At 63.3% G+C, this 19,190-nt stretch carries 19 protein-coding genes; 7 read left to right on the top strand and 12 right to left on the bottom strand.

Annotation, left to right across the window (positions count from 1 at the left end; genetic code table 11):
- Positions 1-34: 34 nt before the first annotated feature.
- The 7 genes from P3T17_RS21660 to P3T17_RS21630 all read left to right on the top strand — a co-directional run bounded on the left by P3T17_RS21660 (position 35) and on the right by P3T17_RS21630 (position 5,666).
- Entirely contained in the window at positions 35-565 is a 531-nt protein-coding gene (locus P3T17_RS21660; RefSeq protein ID WP_429408861.1) for an RDD family protein, read from the top strand.
- Positions 566-643: 78 nt separating this feature from the next.
- Positions 644-1,588, top strand: coding sequence for a UDP-2,3-diacylglucosamine diphosphatase (locus P3T17_RS21655; RefSeq protein WP_074265326.1), 945 nt, complete (start codon positions 644-646; stop codon positions 1,586-1,588).
- A 56-nt stretch (positions 1,589-1,644) separates the two neighbouring features.
- On the top strand, positions 1,645-2,676 hold the full coding sequence (locus tag P3T17_RS21650) for a glycosyltransferase family 4 protein (protein ID WP_074265327.1): 1,032 nt from the start codon (positions 1,645-1,647) through the stop codon (positions 2,674-2,676).
- 20 nt (positions 2,677-2,696) lie between these two features.
- The gene (locus tag P3T17_RS21645) at positions 2,697-3,395 is read left to right on the top strand and encodes a diacylglycerol kinase (RefSeq protein WP_429408823.1); all 699 of its coding nucleotides are present in this window, start codon (positions 2,697-2,699) and stop codon (positions 3,393-3,395) included.
- Positions 3,396-3,567: 172 nt separating this feature from the next.
- On the top strand, positions 3,568-4,293 hold the full coding sequence (locus P3T17_RS21640) for a TetR/AcrR family transcriptional regulator (protein ID WP_074265328.1): 726 nt from the start codon (positions 3,568-3,570) through the stop codon (positions 4,291-4,293).
- Positions 4,294-4,295: 2 nt separating this feature from the next.
- A complete protein-coding gene (locus P3T17_RS21635; RefSeq protein WP_429408822.1) occupies positions 4,296-4,880 on the top strand; it encodes a TIGR00730 family Rossman fold protein in 585 nt (194 codons plus the stop codon).
- A 39-nt stretch (positions 4,881-4,919) separates the two neighbouring features.
- Positions 4,920-5,666, top strand: a complete 747-nt coding sequence (locus tag P3T17_RS21630; protein ID WP_074265330.1) for an SDR family oxidoreductase — start codon at positions 4,920-4,922, stop codon at positions 5,664-5,666.
- Between the two features lie 49 nt (positions 5,667-5,715).
- Here the strand turns inward: P3T17_RS21630 and P3T17_RS21625 are convergent, their stop codons facing one another.
- The 12 genes from P3T17_RS21625 to P3T17_RS21570 all read right to left on the bottom strand — a co-directional run bounded on the left by P3T17_RS21625 (position 5,716) and on the right by P3T17_RS21570 (position 19,070).
- The gene (locus P3T17_RS21625) at positions 5,716-6,354 is read right to left on the bottom strand and encodes a DUF924 family protein (protein WP_429408821.1); all 639 of its coding nucleotides are present in this window, start codon (positions 6,352-6,354) and stop codon (positions 5,716-5,718) included.
- 22 nt (positions 6,355-6,376) lie between these two features.
- On the bottom strand, positions 6,377-6,787 hold the full coding sequence (locus P3T17_RS21620) for a group II truncated hemoglobin (RefSeq protein WP_429408820.1): 411 nt from the start codon (positions 6,785-6,787) through the stop codon (positions 6,377-6,379).
- Positions 6,788-6,851: 64 nt separating this feature from the next.
- Positions 6,852-9,341, bottom strand: coding sequence for an ABC transporter permease (locus tag P3T17_RS21615; protein ID WP_429408860.1), 2,490 nt, complete (start codon positions 9,339-9,341; stop codon positions 6,852-6,854).
- Between the two features lie 101 nt (positions 9,342-9,442).
- Complete coding sequence (locus P3T17_RS21610) at positions 9,443-10,054, bottom strand: DUF4126 domain-containing protein (protein ID WP_074265334.1); 612 nt, start codon at positions 10,052-10,054, stop codon at positions 9,443-9,445.
- Between the two features lie 226 nt (positions 10,055-10,280).
- Positions 10,281-10,601, bottom strand: coding sequence for a quaternary ammonium compound efflux SMR transporter SugE (gene sugE, locus P3T17_RS21605; protein WP_074265335.1), 321 nt, complete (start codon positions 10,599-10,601; stop codon positions 10,281-10,283).
- Positions 10,602-10,696: 95 nt separating this feature from the next.
- A complete protein-coding gene (gene kdpE, locus P3T17_RS21600; RefSeq protein WP_074265336.1) occupies positions 10,697-11,395 on the bottom strand; it encodes a two-component system response regulator KdpE in 699 nt (232 codons plus the stop codon).
- The gene (locus P3T17_RS21595; protein WP_429408819.1) at positions 11,388-14,216 is read right to left on the bottom strand and encodes a DUF4118 domain-containing protein; all 2,829 of its coding nucleotides are present in this window, start codon (positions 14,214-14,216) and stop codon (positions 11,388-11,390) included. Before P3T17_RS21595 ends, kdpE begins: the two co-directional genes overlap by 8 nt.
- Before the next feature lie 104 nt (positions 14,217-14,320).
- Positions 14,321-14,899 carry a potassium-transporting ATPase subunit KdpC gene (gene kdpC / locus P3T17_RS21590; RefSeq protein ID WP_143787615.1) on the bottom strand — a complete coding sequence of 193 codons (579 nt, stop codon included), beginning with the start codon at positions 14,897-14,899 and terminating at the stop codon, positions 14,321-14,323.
- A gap of 51 nt (positions 14,900-14,950) precedes the next feature.
- Positions 14,951-17,035, bottom strand: a complete 2,085-nt coding sequence (gene kdpB / locus P3T17_RS21585) for a potassium-transporting ATPase subunit KdpB (protein ID WP_429286228.1) — start codon at positions 17,033-17,035, stop codon at positions 14,951-14,953.
- A 30-nt stretch (positions 17,036-17,065) separates the two neighbouring features.
- Positions 17,066-18,871 (bottom strand): potassium-transporting ATPase subunit KdpA, encoded by a 1,806-nt coding sequence (gene kdpA, locus P3T17_RS21580; RefSeq protein WP_429408818.1) that lies wholly within the window; start codon positions 18,869-18,871, stop codon positions 17,066-17,068.
- Complete coding sequence (kdpF, locus tag P3T17_RS21575; RefSeq protein WP_074265341.1) at positions 18,868-18,960, bottom strand: K(+)-transporting ATPase subunit F; 93 nt, start codon at positions 18,958-18,960, stop codon at positions 18,868-18,870. Before kdpF ends, kdpA begins: the two co-directional genes overlap by 4 nt.
- Positions 18,957-19,070, bottom strand: coding sequence for a hypothetical protein (locus P3T17_RS21570; RefSeq protein WP_063495261.1), 114 nt, complete (start codon positions 19,068-19,070; stop codon positions 18,957-18,959). Before P3T17_RS21570 ends, kdpF begins: the two co-directional genes overlap by 4 nt.
- Between the last annotated feature and the right edge of the window lie 120 nt (positions 19,071-19,190).

Here is a 19,190-nt window from a genome sequence, read left to right as displayed (position 1 = left end):
TCTCCCACATATGAACGTGCCCACCGCGCCCAACGTGTCCGATCCGCTTGCCACGCCCCTACCGCCCGCGGCTCCGTTACCGGCCACGCCGTCGGTGCGCCGCCGGCTCGCAACGATGCTCTATGAGGGCGTCATCCTGTTCGGTGTGGTGTTCATCGCCGGATATCTTTTCAGCACATTGACGCAGCAACGCAACGGCCTGACCCATCACAACATCATGGCCGCATGGATCGGTTTCGTGGTCGGTCTGTACTTTGTGTGGTTTTGGACCCACAGCGGACAAACCCTACCCATGAAAACCTGGCGGCTGCGCGTAGTCGCCGCCGACGGCTCGCCGCTGTCCGCGCCACGGGCCGTCCTGCGCTATCTGCTGGCCTGGCTGTGGTTTCTGCCCCCGCTTGCGCTGCATCCCCTGCTCGGCCTCTCGCTGCCGCACACGCTGATGATTGCCACGGTCTGGTTCGTCCTGTGGGCCGCCACCGGGCGTCTCGGCGCGAGCCGCCAGTTTCTGCACGACCGGCTCGCAGGTACACGCATCGTCGTTGCCGCCATGCCTTCCGCGTAATAAGAAGTTCTCGTGACTGTCACGGCACAGTCACACGCGGATGGCGCAATACGGGCACTGCAACTCGACGCGTGAGCCATGGACCCCAAAACGTCCGCGACTTCCTTGTTCCGCCAGACTGGCCCGAGCGTCGACCCCGTCGCTTTCCGGCCGGACTCTGCCTCCTTCGGTGCCGGCCTGCCGATCCCACTGCCACCGCTCTCCTCGGAACCGCAACCTGGCCATCAGGACGATGACCATGAGGAGCCGCACCGCTACCGCACGATCTGGCTGTCCGATATCCATCTGGGTTCGAGTGGTTGCCAGGCGTCGTATCTGCTCGACTTTCTGCGTCACAACGACTCGGAGTACCTGTACCTGGTCGGCGACATCATCGACGGCTGGCAGTTGAAAAAAGGCTGGTACTGGCCGCAGGCGCACAACGACGTCGTGCAGAAAATCCTGCGTAAAGCCCGTAAAGGCACCCAGGTCGTCTACATCCCCGGCAATCACGACGAAGCCGCGCGCCAGTTCTGCGACCTCGCGTTCGGCGACATCCATGTGCGCGGCGAAGCGTTTCACACCACGCTCGCCGGCAAGCGCCTGTGGATCGTGCATGGCGACCTGTTCGACGGCGTGATCCAGCATGCGAAGTGGCTCGCCTATCTCGGCGACACGCTCTACACGGTGATCCTCGTGCTGAACCGCTGGTTCAACCGGATCCGCAGCCGTCTCGGCTTCCAGTACTGGTCGCTGTCGCAGTACCTCAAGCATCAGGTGAAGAACGCGGTGAATTTCATCTCCTCGTTCGAACGTGTGATGACCGATGAAGCGCGTCGCCGCGGTTGCGACGGCGTGGTCTGCGGACACATCCACAAGGCGGAGATTCGCGATATCGACGGCGTGCTGTATTGCAACGACGGCGACTGGGTCGAAAGCCTGTCGGCGCTCGTCGAGACCTTCGAAGGTGAACTCAAGGTGATCTACTGGACCGTGATGCGTGCGCCGGAAGTGCGTCCGCAAAAGGCCCGCGCGACCGCCTAGTGGCCAATTAGCAGTCCCCCGCGTCATCACTTTTAACTTCTACTGGGCCAAAACCGATGAAGATCATGATCGTCACCGATGCATGGGAGCCGCAGGTCAACGGCGTGGTACGCACGCTGAAGAACACGACCCGCGAACTCACCGCGCTTGGCCACCGTGTCGACCTGTTGACGCCGCTCGAATTCAAGACGATCCCGTGTCCGACGTACCCTGAAATCCGCCTCTCGCTGTTCCCGAAGCGCAAGCTCCACGAACGCATCGACGGTTTCGCCCCGGACGCACTGCACATCGCCACCGAAGGCCCGCTCGGCATGGCCGCGCGAGCTTACGCGATCAAGCATAAGCTGCCCTTCACGACGGCGTATCACACGCGCTTTCCCGAATACGTGCAGGCCCGCTTCGGCATTCCGCTCGCCGCAACCTACAAGTTCCTGCACTGGTTCCACAAGGCGTCGCTGGCCGTGATGGCGCCGACGCCGGTCGTCAAGACCGACCTCGAAAAATTCGGCTTCACGAACGTGGTGCTGTGGACGCGCGGCGTCGACCTGGACATCTTTCATCAGATGGATTCGAAGGTGCTCAATACGGCACGGCCGATCTTTCTGTACGTCGGCCGCGTAGCCGTCGAGAAGAACGTCGAAGCGTTTCTCAAGCTCGATCTGCCGGGTTCGAAGTGGGTGGCCGGCGAAGGCCCGGCGCTCGCCGAACTGAAGTCGCGCTATCCGACGGTGAACTATCTGGGCGTGCTGACCCAGGCGGAACTCGCCAAGGTGTACGCCGCGGCTGACGTGTTCGTGTTCCCGAGCCGCACCGATACGTTCGGCCTCGTGCTGCTCGAAGCGCTCGCCTGCGGCACGCCGGTCGCCGCTTACCCGGTCACCGGCCCGATCGACGTGCTTGGCGACGGCGGCGCCGGCGCGATGAACGAAGATCTGCGCGAGGCCTGCCTCGAAGCGCTGAAAATCGACCGCAATCATGCTCGCGCATGGGCCGAGCGCTTTTCGTGGACCGCCGCTTCCGAGCAGTTCGCCGCGCATCTGAAGCCGCTGCCGCGGCCTACGTTCAGCGAGGAGAGCGCGGCCGCGTGACGCGCTCCGCCAAGCCGCCCATGCGAGCAAGACCCTCCAGCGTCCGTCGTGCCCCGCACGACACGCTGCACTCCGTCGAAACGGATCGGACCGGCATCGATCCGTTCGACGACGTCCACGAAGCGAGCGCGCCGCAAGCGACGGACGGCGCATCGCTGCGCCGCGGGCCTGGCCCTTCGCTGCAACAGAATTCACATTCTGCGAACTATGCGCAGACCCGGGGCCATGCACGACAGTCCGCTGCCGCGACAGGCGCTGCTCACGACGCGCACGCTGAAGCCCATGAGCCGCTCGGTCCGGACGATCCCCTCGCGCCATTGCCGTTCAACCCGTACAAAGGCAATCGCGGCGTGACGCGCGCATGGCACGCGATGAAAAACTCGCTGGCAGGCTTTCAGGTCGCAATCCGCGAAGAAAGCGCGTTCCGCCAGGAACTGACGCTGGCAGCCATCCTCGTGCCCTGCGGCGTGATCGTCCCCGTCGATCCGGTGAGCCGCGTGTTGCTGCTCGGCTCGGTGCTGCTGGTGCTGATCGTCGAACTGCTGAATTCGAGCGTCGAGGCCGCTATTGACCGTATCTCGCTCGAACGGCACGAGTTGTCGCGGCGCGCCAAGGATCTCGGCAGCGCGGCCGTGATGGTGGCGCTCGGTATGTGTCTGATGACGTGGGTGCTGATTGTCGGCCCATTATTGGTGCATTGGATCGGCGCGTGGCTCTAGCCTCGCGCTGCGCATGCGACCACGGCGTGAAAACCCTGACTTTGGCTTGGGTATCAGAACGGTCGGTTTATAATCGTTCGATAGTCTCGAAATATACCAACCGCGTCAGGGTTAGCAGGCAGCAGCGGCACAGCGCTGCGCGGCCGGCCCGGCGCTACCAGGGCCGGACGACATGGAAGCAAAACCTCCCCGCCGCACCCGCGAACGGATTCTCGAACTGTCGTTGAAGCTATTCAACGAAATCGGCGAGCCGAACGTCACCACGACGACGATCGCCGAGGAAATGGAAATCAGTCCGGGCAATCTGTACTACCACTTCCGCAACAAAGACGACATCATCAACAGCATCTTCAGCCAGTTCGAGCAGGAGATCGAAAAGCGTCTGCGCTTTCCGGACGATCATCGCGCGACGATCGACGAGATGTGGTCCTATCTGCAGTACATGGTCGATTTCACATGGCGCTATCGCTTCCTGTATCGCGACCTGAACGATCTGCTGGCGCGCAACCGCACGCTCGAGACGCACTTCAAGCAGATCATCAGCCATAAGGTGCGCTTTGCCAGCCAGTTCTGCGATCAACTCGTCGCAGACGGCGAAATGGTGGCGACGCCGGATGAACTGAACGTGATCGCCACCAACGTCGGCGTAATCGGCACTTATTGGCTGTCGTACCAGTTCGTGATGAACCCGCGCAAATACAACGAGCAGGAAGCGATTCGCGCTGAATTGCATCAGGTCAGCGTGCAGATCGTTTCGCTGATGGCGCCGTATCTGCGTGGCCGCTCGCGGCAACTGTTCGACGACCTGATTTCGGGCAAACTGCCCAAGCGCGAGTTCTACGACTACCTGCCGCAAAAAGAAGGCGCCACGCCGCGCAACGAACCGAAGGACGTTTGAACATGAAGGCGGTATGTGTGTACTGCGGCTCTTCTAACGGAGCCAAACCCCTCTACGCCGAGGCCGCACGCAGCTTCGGCCGGGCTCTGGTCGCTGCGGACCTGGCGCTCGTCTATGGCGGTGGCAAGGTCGGCCTGATGGGCACGATTGCCGACGCGGTGATGGAGGCCGGCGGCCGCGCCATCGGCGTGATTCCAGAGCTGCTCGTCAACAAGGAAGTCGGCCACAACGGGCTGACCGAATTGCACGTCGTGCCCGACATGCACCAGCGCAAGAAGATGATGGCGGACCTGTCGGATGCGTTCGTTGCGATGCCCGGCGGCGTGGGGACGCTCGAAGAACTGTTCGAAGCCTATACGTGGGCGCAACTCGGCTATCACCAGAAGCCGGTGGCACTGCTCAACATAGACGGCTACTACGATCCGCTGATCGCGATGCTCGAGCATACGGTGCAGGAAGGCTTCATGCGCCAGACCTATCACGACATCCTGCAGGTCGATTCAGACCCGGTGGCGTTGATCGCCAGGCTGCGCGGTTATCAGTCGCCGCCGAAAGACAAATGGGCCGAAAACCGCGACGCAGTTTGAGCGCCGCTCGCCGCTTACCGCTTACAGGGGCAGTCATCCATGACGAAGGTCGTTCTGATCACGGGCGCAAGCCGCGGCATCGGCCGCGCGACAGCGCGTTTGCTGGGCGCACGCGGCTGGTCGGTCGGTGTGAACTACGCTAGCAACGAAAACGCCGCGCAGGAAACCGCGGCGGAGGTCGTGCGGGCTGGCGGCCATGCCCGCGTGATCAAAGGCGACGTGGCGAGCGAAGCAGACGTGATTGGAATGTTCGATGCGGTCGTTGAGGCATTTGGCCGGATCGATGCACTGGTGAACAACGCGGGCATCGTCGCGCCCGGCATGCCGCTGGCCGATATGGATGTGGCACGCCTGCAGCGCATGTTCGACGTCAACGTTCTCGGTGCTTATCTATGCGCCCGGGAAGCTGCCCGCCGGATGTCGAAGGACCGCGGCGGCCAAGGTGGTGTGATCGTCAATCTCTCTTCGGCCGCCGCGCGTCTCGGGGCGCCGAACGAATACGTCGATTACGCGGGCTCGAAAGGCGCCATCGACACGATGACGATTGGCCTCTCCAAGGAACTCGGCCCGCAAGGGATACGCGTGAACGCGGTGCGGCCCGGTCTGATCGATACCGAGATCCATGCCAGCGGTGGGCGTCCGGACCGCGCCGCGGTGCTTGGCTCGCAGACGCCGCTCGGTCGTCCCGGCAGCGCAGATGAAGTCGCGGAAGGCATCGTCTGGCTGCTGAGCGATGCGGCTTCGTATGTGACCGGCGCAGTGCTTGATATAGCCGGCGGACGCTGATTTTTCGTTCGCCTGCCGCGCTCGATTACCTGGGCACAGCACGCGCTCCTCAGAACGACGATCCCGGTTTGCGCAGGAAATCCTGCTCTTCTTCGGTAGACATACGCCCCAACGCCGCGTTGCGATGTGGAAACCGCCCAAACCGTTCGATGACCGCCGCGTGTCTGACTGCGGCCTGGTAGTAACTTGCGATTCTCTTCGGCTGCGCTTCGAACGGTTTGAACAGCCGCAGCGATTCGCGCTGGCTGGCAAGCGACTCGTCGTGCTCGAACGGCAGATATGCGAAGGCACGATGAAGCAGGGTCGGCAGAAGCTGGTCTGCACCGTTTGCGATCATTTGCCTGGCAATCCTCAGCGCATGCGCATCGCCAGCGAATGCTCGCGCAGTCCCGCGATATAGATTGCGTGAAAACTGATCGAGCACGATAACAAGCGCAAGACCCCCAAGCGGTGTAACGGCCCACGCGTCCAGGGCTCCCTGCGCAGCGAGCTCGAGCAGTTCACCGAAGCGCTCGTGCAGCATGGCGTCGAACGCGGCATCGCGCTTGAACCACAGCTTTCTGTCCTGCCCATACGTAACGGAATCCGGCGCACCGAACCAGCAATCGAGCACCACCCGCGCCCGCTCGTCGAGCGCGGCGTAATCGGCTGCGGCGTCATAGGCAACGGAACCAGACAGCCCGCTCATCTGACGTGTCTCCCCTTCCCCATCAATCCGGCCGATTCCGCATCCAGTCGGCCGTATCAAAGAACGAGTGCAGCAGGCGCTCACGCAGCGGCTCGTCCAGTCCCACGTCCTGCATCGCCCACGCCATACACCGCAGCCACTGATCGCGCTCACTCGAAGCAATCGCAAACGGCAGATGCCGGGCGCGCAGACGCGGATGGCCGAAGCGGCTGATGTAGTGGTCAGGGCCACCGAGCCAGCCGCACAGGAACCAGAAAAACTTGTCGCGCGAGCCGTCGAGGGTCGGCGGATGCAGCGCGCGGATCCCCGCGAATTCGGGCTCGAGGTCCATCAGGTCGTAGAAACGGTCGATGAGTTCGCGCACGCGCGTCTCGCCGCCCACCAGTTCGAAGGCCGTCGGTTGCGCCGGCGCTTCGTCGATCGGATCGGTCATACGGTCAACTGCTATCTGCAAAAGGAATCGAAGAAAGAACTACCCGGTTGCTGCCGCTCAGGTATCACGCATCACGCAGCGATTGCAACGCGGGACGGGCCAGCACATGACGCAGGCTCAACCAGCCGCCGACACCCGCGCAAGCGATGCCTGCTGCGATACCGGCAGGCAGCAGCCACGGGTCGAAGTTCAGGTAGAAGAAAAACACCCGCGTCGCGAGTTGCCAACCCACCACTTCAGCGCCTGCCGCCGCCATCAGCCCAGCCAGCGCCCCTACCGCGACGAACTCCGCCACCTGCACGGCGCGCACCTGCCGATGCGACGCACCGAGCGCGCGCAGCAGCGCGGATTCTCGCATACGCTCGTCGCGCGTGCCCGCGAGCGCCGCGTACAGCACCAGCACACCCGCGGCGAGCGTGAAGGCAAACAGGAACTGCACCGCGCCGATCACCTGCTCCAGCATGCGTTGCATCTGCGCGAGAATCGGGCCCACATCGATGGCCGTGAGATTCGGATACGCACCGATCAGACCATCGATCGTCGCGCTCTTCTCAGGCGGCAAGTGGAAACTCGTGATGAAGCTGGCCGGGAAATCCTGCAACGCAGCAGGCGGCATCAACACGAAAAAGTTGACCTTGAACGAACCCCAGTCGAGCTTGCGGACGCTCGTCACCGGCGCATCGATCTGCAAACCGGTCACGTCGAAGCGCAGCGTGTCGCCGGTCTTCACGTGGATCGTTTTCGCGAGTCCTTCCTCGATCGAAATCTGCGGCGCCTTCGTGTCGCCGTACCACTTACCCGCGACGATCCGATTGTCGTCGGGCAGACTCGTCGTGTACGACAGGTTGAATTCGCGGTCGACGAGGCGCTTGGCATCGTCGCTCTTGTACTGGTCCGGATTAATGGGCTTGCCGTTGATCGCAATCAGCCGCCCGCGCACCATCGGCGAAAGCGCCGCATCGGGCACGTCGTGGCTCTTGAGGTACTGCGTCACCCCTGCACGCTGGTCGGGCTGGATGTCGATGATGAACTGGTTGGGTGCGTCGGGCGGCGTCGATTTGCGCCAGCCGTCCACCAGATCGTTGCGTGTCATTGCAATCAACAGCAGACACATGAGGCCGATACCGAGTGCCGTGATCTGCAACGCGCTGGCGCTGCTGCGCCGCTCGAGCGAGGCCAGCGCATAGCGCCAGCCAATGCCGGCATTGACGCGTTCGCTACGCACGATGCGCGCGGCGCCCCACAACGCGAGACGGGCGATCAAGGCAAAAACCAGCAGGCCGCCGGCAAAGCCGCCAGCGACGATCCCTCCAAGCTTCACTTCGCCGGCCGCCACGATCAGCAGTGCAGCGAACAGCACGATTCCCAGGGCATACGCGGCCCACGCCGTGCGCGCCTCCTCGCCCCATTCGCGGCGCAGCACGCGCACCGGCGGCACACGCGTCAACGGCAATAACGGCGGCAACGCGAAGCCGAGCAGCAGCACGAGACCCGCCGCAACCCCTTCGACCGCGGGCCACGCGCCCGGATACGGCAGCACTACGTCGATCAACGTGCCCAGCCAGCTCAGCAACGCCAGATGTCCCGCATAGCCAAGCAGCACGCCGATTGCTCCGCCAAGCAGGCCGAGTCCGAGAAACTCCAGCAGAAACAGCGAACGCAGCGTGCGCTGACTGACACCGAGACAGCGCATCGCCGCGCAGCCATCGAGATGGCGCCGCATGTAGCGGTGCGAAGCCATCGCAATCGCGACCGCCGCCAGCATCGCGGTGAGCAGCGACACCAGGGTCAGAAAATGTCCCGCACGATCGAGCGTTTCGCGCACCTGCGGCTGACCGTCCTTCAGCGATTCGAGCGCGACGCCGCGCATCTTGCCGTCGTCGACGCGAGCATGCGAAAAAGCGGCAAACTTCTCGACCGCCGGGCGCGCGCCCGCCACCAGCAACCGGTACGTCACGCGGCTGCCGAACACGATCAAACCGGTGGACTTGAGCTCATCGTCACGCAGCATCAACCGTGGCGAAAAATTGACAAAGCCGAAGCCGCGGTCCAGTTCACGCGTGATGATCGCGGCGATCGTGAACGTGCGGTTGCCGACCCTCACCGTATCGCCGACATGCACCTTCAACGCGTCGAGCAGCGCCTGATCGACCCACACCGTGCCGGGCGCGGGAATCCCTCGCGCCTCGTGATCGGGCGCGTTCGGCGCAGTCGTAATGCGCAGCGCGCCACGCAGCGGATACGCCGATGTAACGGCTTTGAGCGCCGCCAGCCGCGAGACCGGCTGGGCGCCCATCGTACTGATCATGCTGGGGAAAATGGCGGTGTTCGCCATCTGCAGGCCAAGCGATTTGGCCTCGGTGCTGAATTGCGGATCGACGGGATGATCGGAGCGCACGATGAAGTCGGCGCCGATCATTCGCCGCGCATCGCGCTCAAGCCCCAGATGTAATCGGTCGGCGAGAAAGCCGACGCTCGAGAGGGCCGCCACGGCCAGCACCAGCGCTAGCAGCAGCATCGTCAACTCGCCTGCGCGCCAGTCGCGGGCGGTCATCCGCACGGCCTGACGCACCAGATCGCCCCCGCTAAAACGACGCCCCGGCGCGGCGCGGACGACGGCCGCTGGCGGCGCCGGCGATACTCGTGCCGAATCGCTCAATCGTGCCGACTCCTGGCGAAGCGCGACACCATATGGGTCGCCATGCCGCGAAAGCCGCCCTGCACGCCGCGCCACAGACGCGGCAACACCCAGGCCGCCAGCATCAGAAAGCCGACCATCAGCAACAGGAACAGCACCGGGACGAAGAGCGCCAGCAACAAACCGCCGAACACGAGCCCATCCTCGGCGGTCGAGGTCACGATGTTCGAAACCGGCTCAGGCGAGAGGTTGATCAGCGCGCGCGTACCAGCCTTCGCGAGATGCGCGGTACCGGCCAACGTGCCGCCGGCGAGCGCCGCCACGGTCAGCAGCGCCGGATCGGCATGGCCGAGCGCACCGGCAGCCAGCACGGCACCGGCCGGAATCCGGATAAAGGTGTGAATCGCGTCCCAGAGGGAATCGAAAGCAGGAATTTTGTCGGCCAGAAACTCGGTGACCGTCAGCACAGCCGCCACCCCGATCACCCATGGCGAGGCCAGCACGGACAAGGTATCGGGAAGATGGACGAGACCGAGGCGCGCAAACACGCCGGCTAACAGGACGGTCAGATAGAGACGGAGGCCACTGCCCCAGGACAGGCCCGCCGCTAGCGAGAGAGGTTCAAGCATGGCAGCCTCCAGGCACGTTGCGCGTGCCGGGCGCTTCTGCCACTGCGGACACCCGCTGCAGCGAAGCTGTCAGACCCGCGCCAAGCCGGACGCGGGACAGATTAAATTGAGATCGACTTCATTATAGCCACGTTAATTCGCAGACCGCAGAGCAGACTGCAATTTCAGGCTCTAGTATCCGCGAAAACCGGCTATAGACTGCAAAACGAGCAGTCAGGGGGCCGTTTTAATGGCCGGAGGAGAGTTTGAGTCCGATCAGGCCGATCACAATCAGGGACGCGCTGGCCACCCGCGCCACCGTCAACGCTTCGCCCATTATGACGATGCCAAAAATAAACGCGCCCACCGCGCCGATTCCGGTCCACACCGCGTAGGCGGTGCCGAGCGGCAACTGGCGCATGGCGATGGCGAGCAGCGCAAAGCTGCCGAGGGAAGTCACGACCGTGAACACAGACGGCCACAGCTTGGTAAAGCCTTCGGAGGTCTTGAGACCGGCCGCCCAAGCGACTTCGAGCAAACCGGCAATCAGCAGAAGAAACCAGGACATGAAACGACTCCATGATTCAGATGGGGCCGTCCCCGTTCGATGCAGATGCGCAAGGTCGTCCTTACGATCTGTAATTATATCAAGATTGGGCACTCCTATGCGGCTCCAACCAGCCGGTATCCGACCCCCGTCTCGGTAACGATATGTTCCGGCTGCGCCGGGTCGCGCTCGAGCTTCTGCCGCAAATGGGCCATATAGATGCGCAGGTAGTGATGGCTCTCCACATGCGACGGCCCCCACACATCGCGCAGCAACTGCCGGTGCGTGAGCACCCGGCCGGCATGCCGCACCAATGTGGCAAGAAGCCGGTATTCGATCGGCGTCAGATGGATCGCGGCGCCGTCGCGGCTCACCTGCCGCAACGCCAGGTCGACCGTCACCGCCCCGAAATGCACCTGCGGTGATTCATTGGCGCCGCCCTGGTTGCGCCGGCGCATATGGGCGCGAATCCGCGCCAGCAACTCCGACACGCCAAACGGTTTGGTCAGATAGTCGTCGGCACCGGCGTCGAGCGCGGCCACCTTTTCGGTCTCCTGGGTTCGCGCCGACAGCACGATCACCGGCAGGTCGCTCCAGCCGCGCAGTTCGCGGATCACGTCGAGCCCGTCGGTATCGGGCAAGCCGAGATCGACGATCACGAGGTCGGGCTTGCGCGTCGCGGCTTCCACGAGCCCTTGCTTGCCGGTCTCGGCGTCATGGACAACGATACCCTCGCCTTCCAGCGAGGCACGCACGAAACGGCGAATCTGTTTTTCGTCTTCGATCAGGACGACGGTGATGCTCGGGTCACTCATGGGTAGGCTTTGAAGTCTGCTTGGGGTACGGCTCGGGGGACATCCCCTCGTCGTTATCTTCCTGCACGTCGGGCGCAGGCGGGGGCGTCTCCACCGGCAGATTGAACCAGAAGCGCGCGCCTTCGACATGGCCGTCGCGCGCCACCCGGTTCATTGCGCCGATAGTACCGCCATGGGCTTCGACAATGGCCCGGCAAATCGCCAGGCCCAAACCGATGCCGGGCTTGGCCGACTCTTTCTCGCCGCGGGTAAATTTCTCGAACACGCGCGCTTCCATGCCGACGGGCAGCCCCGGGCCGGTATCGTCGACGGTCACGCGGACGAACGGCTTGCCGTCCTCGTCGATGATATCCGCGCCGATCGTGAGCGGAGTATCGGCCGGCGTGTACTTCGCTGCGTTCTCGAACAGGTTCGAGAAGAGCCGCTCCATCAGCACTGCGTCGAGTTGCAGCAGCGGCAGGTCCGGCGCCAGTTTCACCTGCACCGGATGTTTCGCGAGCACGCGCCGGCATGCGCGCAGCGCAGCGCCCACGGTTTCTTCGAGCAGCGACCACTGGCGGTTCAGTTGCAGACCGCCCGCCTGCAGACGCGCCATGTCGAGCAGATTGGTGACGATGCCGGTCATGCGCAGCGCTTCCTCGTGGATCGCTTCCACGAGTTCGTCGCCAGGCTGCTTGACCGGCTGGCCCTCGCGGGTCTGCGCGAGCATCGACGAGAAGCCGACAATCGTCGTCAGCGGCGTACGCAGATCGTGCGAAATGGCCGACAGCAACGAATTGCGCAAGCGCTCCGACTCCATGTTGACGAGCGCGTCGCGCGCGATGTCGACGTAGTGCACCCGCTCCACGGCGAGCGCAATCTGCGCGGCAAACGCGTCGAGCATGCGCTGCTGCTCCGGTACGGCAAGCTCACGCTCGTCGCGCATCACCACCGCCAGCACGCCGCGCGTACGCATCGGCGCCTTCAGCGGCAAATACAGTGCAGTGGCGGCCGGCAGCGTATCGGTGCCATGACCGGCCGGCTTCTGCTGGTCATACACCCACTGTCCGACGTCGATATCGAGCGATTCGCCTTCGAGCGTGATCGCTGCATCCGGATCTTCGATCTTCTGCTTCACCTGATCCGCGCTATCCGGCAACAGGATCGCGACGCGCGCGCCGAACACTTCGCTCACGTGGCGGCTGCCGATGCCGACGATCTGCTCCATCGTCAGCGCCGCGGCCAGCTCGCGCGCCATCGCGTACATCGCGCCAGTGCGCTGTTCGCGCCGCCGCGCGACGCTCGCCTCGCGGCGCAGGCTCGACGTCAGGTGGCTGATCACCAGCGAGGTCAGCAGCATGCCGAAGAAGGTCAGCAGATACTGGGTGTCGGACACCGAGAACGACATGCGCGGCGGCACGAAAAAGTAATCGAACGCCGCCACGCTGACGAACGACTGCACCACGCCCGGCCCGCGTCCCAGTTTGACCGCGGTGAAGATCACCCCGAGCAGGTACAGCATCACGAGATTGGTCAGGTCGATATGGGCGAACAACTGGCTCGCCACCGCGGTGATGCCCGCGCAGATCGCAAGTGCCCAACCATACGCACCTGGCGGCGAACGCCGTTCGCGAGCCGCGGAGAGCGCCTCGCGCCACGCGTTCACGCCTTCGTCGGCGATCGTACGACGCTCGAGGCCGTCGCGTTCCGACGACGCGCGAATCAAGGTCAAGTCGAGATCGCCGGCCTTCTCCGCGATGCGATCGCCAAGCGGGCGGCGCAGCAAGCGCGCTACACCGATACGCGCGGACGCTCCTGCTACCAGCTTCGAGACGTTGCGCACGCGCGCATAACTGATCAATGCGGAGACCGCATCGGCGCCCGCGAGCGTGGCGGTTTCCGCGCCGAGTTCGGCGGCAAGCCGCAACGCGTTGAGCGTGCGCTCACGACGCGCTTCCGGCAGCCGTTGCAGCTTCGGTGTTTCGACATACACGGCCAGCCAGTCGGCTTTCAGACTGGAGGCGAGACGGGCCGCTGCGCGCACCAGAATCGGCGCTTCGGGACCTGGGCCCACGCACACCAGCAGCCGGTCGCGCGCCTGCCAGATACGTTGAATCGAACGATCGGCGCGGTACTCACGCATCTGGGCATCGACCCGGTCCGCCGTGCGGCGCAGCGCCAGCTCACGCAGCGCAATCAGATTGCCCTTGCGAAAGAAATTGCGCACCGCGCGCTCGGCCTGCTGCGCCAGATAAACCTTGCCGTCGCGCATCCGGTCGAGCAGTTCCTCGGCCGGCAAGTCGACCAGCGTGACTTCGTCGGCACGGTCGAACACGCGGTCGGGCACCGTCTCCCATACGCGGATGCCGGTGATCTGTCCGACCACGTCATTGAGGCTTTCGAGGTGTTGAACGTTAACCGTCGTGTAGACGTCGATGCCCGCATCGAGCAGTTCGTAGACGTCCTGCCAGCGCTTCAGATGGCGTGCGCCCTGCACGTTCGAGTGCGCGAGTTCGTCGACGAGAATCAGTTGCGGCTTGCGGGCGAGCGCGGCATCGAGATCGAATTCTCCGAGCTTGCGGCCGCGGTATTCGATATGCGCGAGCGGCAAAACCTCAAGCCCTTCAAGCAGCGCCGCGGTCTCGCCACGGCCATGCGTTTCGGCGATGCCGACCAGCACATCCACGCCTTCGTCGCTGCGCCGCTTTGCGGCCTGCAACATCGCGTACGTTTTGCCCACACCCGCCGACGCACCGAAGAATATCTTCAGCTTGCCGCGCTGGCGTTTTTCTTCGTCGCGTTGCAGCTTGTCGAGCAACTCGTCTGGATCGGGTCGGTTCATGCGGTGTGGTTAGTTATGGTTCTGTTCTGTTCGATCATACAGCGCGCTCTACAAAAGCCAAAGACGGCGCCAAACCAGCCGCCGTCCTTGTCACGACTACAGACTTAGCCTTGATGCGCAGCGTCGAGTGCGAGATTGAGCTCCAGCACGTTGACGCGTGCTTCACCGAGCACGCCGAACTGACGGCCGCTGGTGTAGCGGTCGACCAGCGCCTGCACGTCGTTCGGCGACATCTTGCGCGCCTTCGCGACACGGTCGATCTGGTAAGCCGCCGCAGCCGGGCTGATTTCCGGATCAAGGCCGCTACCCGACGAGGTCACGAGGTCGACCGGAACCGGCTTCGACATATCGGTACCCGCCGCCTTCAACGCGTCGAGACGGCCTTTGACTTCATCCGACAACGCCGGGTTGGTCGGTCCGATGTTGGAGCCACCCGAACTCGTCGGGTCATACGGTTTCGGACTAATGGCCGACAGACGGCCCCAGAAGTACTGCGGCGCATCGAACTGCTGGCCGATCAGCTTCGAGCCGACCACCTTGCCGTTCTGCTCGATCATGCTGCCGTTGGCCTGGTCGTGGAACGCAGCCTGGCCCACGGCCGTCATTACAGCGGGGTAAGCGAGTCCCGTGATCGCCGCCAGCACGACAAAGATCACGATAAGCGGACGAAAAAGTTTCATGATTGGCAATCCTTTTAGACGCAGCCGGAAGCCCACGCCGCCGGCCGCTGCCTGTTAAACCCAGCCGAACGCGGCCAGTACCATGTCGATCAGCTTGATGCCGATAAACGGCACGATGATCCCGCCGAGGCCATATATCAGCAGATTGCGGCGCAGCAGGATCGAAGCACCGAGCGGCCGGTACTTCACGCCCTTCAGTGCCAGCGGAATCAGCAGCACGATGATCAGCGCGTTAAAAATCACCGCCGACATGATCGCCGAGGCCGGCGTCGCCAGATGCATCACGTTCAGCGCGTTCAGCGCCGGATACGTCGTAGCGAACGCCGCTGGAATGATGGCGAAGTATTTGGCGACGTCGTTGGCAATTGAGAACGTCGTCAGCGAGCCGCGCGTCATCAGCATCTGCTTGCCGATTTCGACGATCTCGATCAGCTTGGTCGGGTTCGAATCGAGGTCGACCATGTTGCCGGCTTCCTTCGCCGCCTGCGTGCCGGTATTCATCGCCACCGCGACGTCGGCTTGCGCCAGCGCCGGGGCGTCGTTGGTACCGTCACCGGTCATCGCCACCAGCTTGCCTTCGGCCTGGTGCGCGCGGATCGTCGTCAGCTTGGCTTCCGGGGTGGCTTCCGCCAGGAAGTCATCCACGCCTGCTTCGGCTGCAATCGCGGCTGCCGTCAGACGGTTGTCGCCCGTCACCATGACGGTCTTGATCCCCATCTTGCGCAGCTCGGCGAAACGTTCCTTGATGCCACCCTTGACGATGTCCTTCAGCTCGATCACGCCAAGGACGCGTGCACCGTGCTCACCCTTCTCGGCCACCACCAGCGGCGTGCTGCCGCGCCGTGCCACTTCGGCTACCGCGTTGTTCACTTCAGCCGGATAGCGGCCACCGTTTGCTTCGACGTAGGTCTTGACGGCGTCGGCCGCGCCCTTGCGAATCTCGCGGCCAGGCAGATCCACACCGCTCATCCGCGTTTGCGCGGTGAAGGCGAGGAAAGTTGCCTGCAACGAAGCCATGTCGCGGGCGCGGATGTTGAAGCGCTGCTTGGCGAGCACGACGATACTGCGGCCTTCCGGCGTTTCGTCAGACAACGACGAGAGTTGCGCAGCATCGGCAAGCGCTTCTTCGGTTACGCCCGGCGCCGGCACGAAGGTCGAAGCCTGACGGTTACCGAGCGTGATCGTGCCGGTCTTGTCGAGCAGCAGCACGTCGACGTCACCGGCCGCTTCCACCGCACGGCCCGACGTCGCGATCACGTTGGCCTGCATCATGCGGCTCATACCGGCCACACCGATGGCGGACAGCAGGCCACCGATCGTGGTCGGAATCAGACACACCAGCAGTGCCACGAGCGCGGTGACGCTCACCACCTGGCCAGCCTTGGCGGCTTCGACGGAGAAGATCGAGAACGGCAGCAGCGTCGCGGTAGCGAGCAGCATCACGATCGTCAGCGCGACCAGCAGAATCGTCAGTGCGATTTCGTTCGGCGTCTTTTGACGCTTCGCGCCTTCGACCATCGCAATCATGCGGTCGAGGAAGGCTTCGCCCGGATTCGCCGTGACGCGCACGACGATCCAGTCGGACAGCACGCGCGTGCCGCCCGTTACCGACGAAAAGTCGCCGCCCGATTCGCGGATCACCGGTGCGGATTCGCCGGTAATTGCCGACTCGTCCACCGATGCCACACCTTCGATCACTTCGCCGTCAGCCGGGATCACGTCGTTGGTTTCCACCAGCACGACGTCGCCCTTGCGCAGATCGGAAGCCGTCATGATGCGGATCGGCGACTTCGGATGCGGCTCGTTGAGCTTTTTGGCCATCACGTCTTTCTTCGCACTGCGCAGCGACGCAGCCTGGGCCTTGGAACGGCCTTCAGCGAGCGCTTCCGCGAAGTTGGCAAAGAGCACCGTGAACCACAGCCACAGCGACACCGCGAGGATGAACCCCGCGGGCGCTTCGGCCTGGCCGCCCAGCGCGGCGATCCAGAGGATCGTCGTCAGAATGCTGCCGACATACACGCAAAACATCACCGGGTTGCGAAACTGGGTGCGTGGCGTGAGTTTCTTGAATGAGTCCACGATCGCCGGACGCACTAGCGCCGGATCGAACATGGACCGCGTTGCATTATGTTCAGTCATTGAAGCCTCGTTTTTTCCTGGTTGCCCGGATCAATGGCCGGCGATCATCAACAGATGTTCGACGCCTGGGCCAAGAGCGAGCGCAGGCACGTACGTCAGTGCGCCGACGAGCAGCACGGTGCCAAGCAGCAGCACCACAAACAGCGGACCATGCGTAGGCAGCGTGCCGCCGGTGACAGCCAGGCGTTTCTTGGCTGCCAGCGAGCCGGCAATCGCCAGCACCGGCACGATCGTGCCGAAGCGGCCAAACCACATCGCGATCGCCGTCAGCCAGTTGTAGAACGGCGTATTCACCGACAGTCCCGCGAACGCGCTACCGTTGTTGTTTGCAGCCGAGCTGAACGCGTAGAGAATTTCCGAGAAGCCGTGCGGCCCGGGGTTGGCGATACCTGCCTTGCCCGCATCGCTCAGCACTGCGATCGAGGTCCCCACGAGCACCAGCAGCGGCGTGAGCAGCACGACGATCGACACCATCTTCATCTCATACGCTTCAATCTTCTTGCCGACATATTCAGGCGTACGACCGATCATCAGGCCTGCGACGAACACGGCGAGCAGCGCGAACACGAGCATCCCGTACATACCGGAGCCCACACCGCCGAAGATCACTTCGCCCAACTGGATCAGCAACATCGGGTAGAGGCCGCCGAGCGGGGTCAGCGAGTCATGCGTGTTGTCGACTGCACCGCACGACGCCGCCGTCGTGGCGACCGTAAAGATGCCCGACTGCGCTATGCCGAAGCGCGTTTCCTTGCCTTCCATGTTGCCGCCCGACTGCAGCGCATTGGCGGACTGGTCGACATGCAGTGCGGTAAAGGCCGGGTTGCCTGCCTGCTCGGCGCTGATTTCACCCACCACACAGGCGGTGAAGGCAATCGTCATCACGGCAAGTACGGCGATACCCTGCCTGCGGTCCGCGATCATCCGTCCGAACACCAGAGCCAGCGCCGCGGGAATGATAAGGATCGCGACGATCTGCAGGAAGTTGCTGAACGGCGTCGGATTTTCGTACGGATGCGCCGAGTTCGCGTTGAAGAAGCCGCCACCGTTGGTGCCGAGCATCTTGATCGCTTCCTGCGATGCCACCGGGCCCATCGCGATAGTCTGCGTCGTCAGCTTGGTGTCGACCGTCACCGCATTACCCTTCGCATCCTTCACCGGGTTGCCTTGTGCGTCGAGCTTCGGCGCGGCATAGGTAGTGGTTTGCAGGGTCGGCACGTCCTGATATGCCTTGAAGTTCTGGATCACGCCCTGGCTCATCAGCAACGCGGCGATGATGGCCGCCATCGGCATAAGCACGTACAGCGTTGCCCGTGTGATGTCGACCCAGAAGTTACCGATGGTCTGCGCCGTGTGCCGGGCAAAGCCACGAATCAGCGCGATCACCACGGCGATGGCTGTGGCTGCGGACAGGAAGTTCTGCACCGTGAAGCCAAGCATCTGCGTCAGATAGCCGGTGGTCTGCTCAGGCGTGTAATCCTGCCAGTTGGTGTTGGTGACGAAGCTGACAGCCGTATTGAAGGCGCTGTCGACCGACATCGGACCGAACTGCTGCGGGTTACCTGGGAGCCAGCCCTGCACGCGCAATATCAGGTACAGGAATAGCGTGCCGAGCGCATTCAACGCGATGGTGGCGATCGCATAATGCTTCCAGCTCATCTCGGCCGACGAATCGACGCCGGCGATGCGATACAGCACGCGCTCGAGCGGACCGCCGAAGCGGACCACGCGGGAGGTGCCATCCATCACGCGCGTGATATAGCGCGAGACCGGTACGGCGAGTGCAAGCAGCACGACCAGATAAATGACCGTTTGAAGGACATTGTTCGAGTTCATTCAATGTCCTCCGCGCGCAGCAGCGCATAGACCAGGTATATGAAAAGCAGCGCAGTGGCAGCGCCCGATAACCACAGAATCCAGGTCATGAGCGTGCTCCCTGGCCACGCCGGAACTGCATCAACTTCTCGCAGCCGGCAATCAAAGCAAAGGTCAGCGCCGCAAATAGCACCATCCCCCCGACATACAGCACATCCATTTGTGTTCTCCAGTAGCGGACTTTGGATGGGTAGAACGTTATGCCGATCGGCGTAAAGTCCTGGTCAAAGATGGCAGGGGCGATGTAAAAAATGTGTAAACGAAAAAGGCCGTTCCGGTG

The organism is Paraburkholderia sp. GAS82, assembly GCF_050436285.1.
Lineage (GTDB): Bacteria > Pseudomonadota > Gammaproteobacteria > Burkholderiales > Burkholderiaceae > Paraburkholderia > Paraburkholderia phenazinium_B.
Note: the sequence above shows the minus strand (reverse complement) of the source record. Positions and strands in the feature narration are given on the sequence as shown.